Annotated in this window: 1 protein-coding gene and 1 pseudogene; one reads left to right on the forward strand and one right to left on the reverse strand. The window is 67.7% G+C overall.

Annotated elements, in window-relative coordinates:
• A partial coding sequence (locus KUM32_RS39750) for a TetR/AcrR family transcriptional regulator (RefSeq protein ID WP_217146597.1) occupies nucleotides 1-402 on the reverse strand: 402 nt, incomplete at its 3' end.
• Between the two features lie 76 nt (nucleotides 403-478).
• Here KUM32_RS39750 and KUM32_RS44475 point away from each other — a divergent pair.
• A pseudogene (locus tag KUM32_RS44475) lies at nucleotides 479-575 on the forward strand (Uma2 family endonuclease); the annotation flags it as partial.

The raw sequence follows: 575 nt of genomic DNA on the forward strand, positions 1-575 counted from the left end.
CCGTTCCAGGTCCCGCGCCAACAGCGCCGCGACCTCCGGATCACGACCGGCGATCTCGACGGTGGTGTTCACCGTGAGGCACCCGACGCTGCGCCCCTCGACCCGCCGCTCGAACTCGCCGTCGATCACCACGTCGAACAACGCCCGCAACCGCTCCATGGCCGGCCGCTCGACCTGCTCCAGAACGGCCACCTGCCCGGCGGTCATGACGTCCATGTACCGCGCCAGCGCCCGCGTGAAGAGTTCATGCTTGCTACTGAAGGTGTTGTAGATGCTGCTCCGCCCCAGACCCGTGGCACTACAGAGGTCCTGGGTGGAGGTGGCCTCATACCCCTTCACCCAGAACGCCCAGACAGCCGCGTCCAGGGCCCGCTCCTCGTCGAATGTCCTCGGCCGGGCCATGCGATTACCGTAGCAGGTTTTGGACTGATCGATGCAATACGAATTCGGGAGCGGGCGGGCCCGCTACGGTTGGACCATGACCGCACTGCCCGACTGGATGCGCCCGCCGCGCGCGGAAGGCTGGTTCGCGGAGGATCTGGACCGCCTCCCCGAGGCCCCCCGCCATACAGAGC

It is taken from the genome of Streptomyces sp. AC627_RSS907 (genome assembly GCF_019049165.1).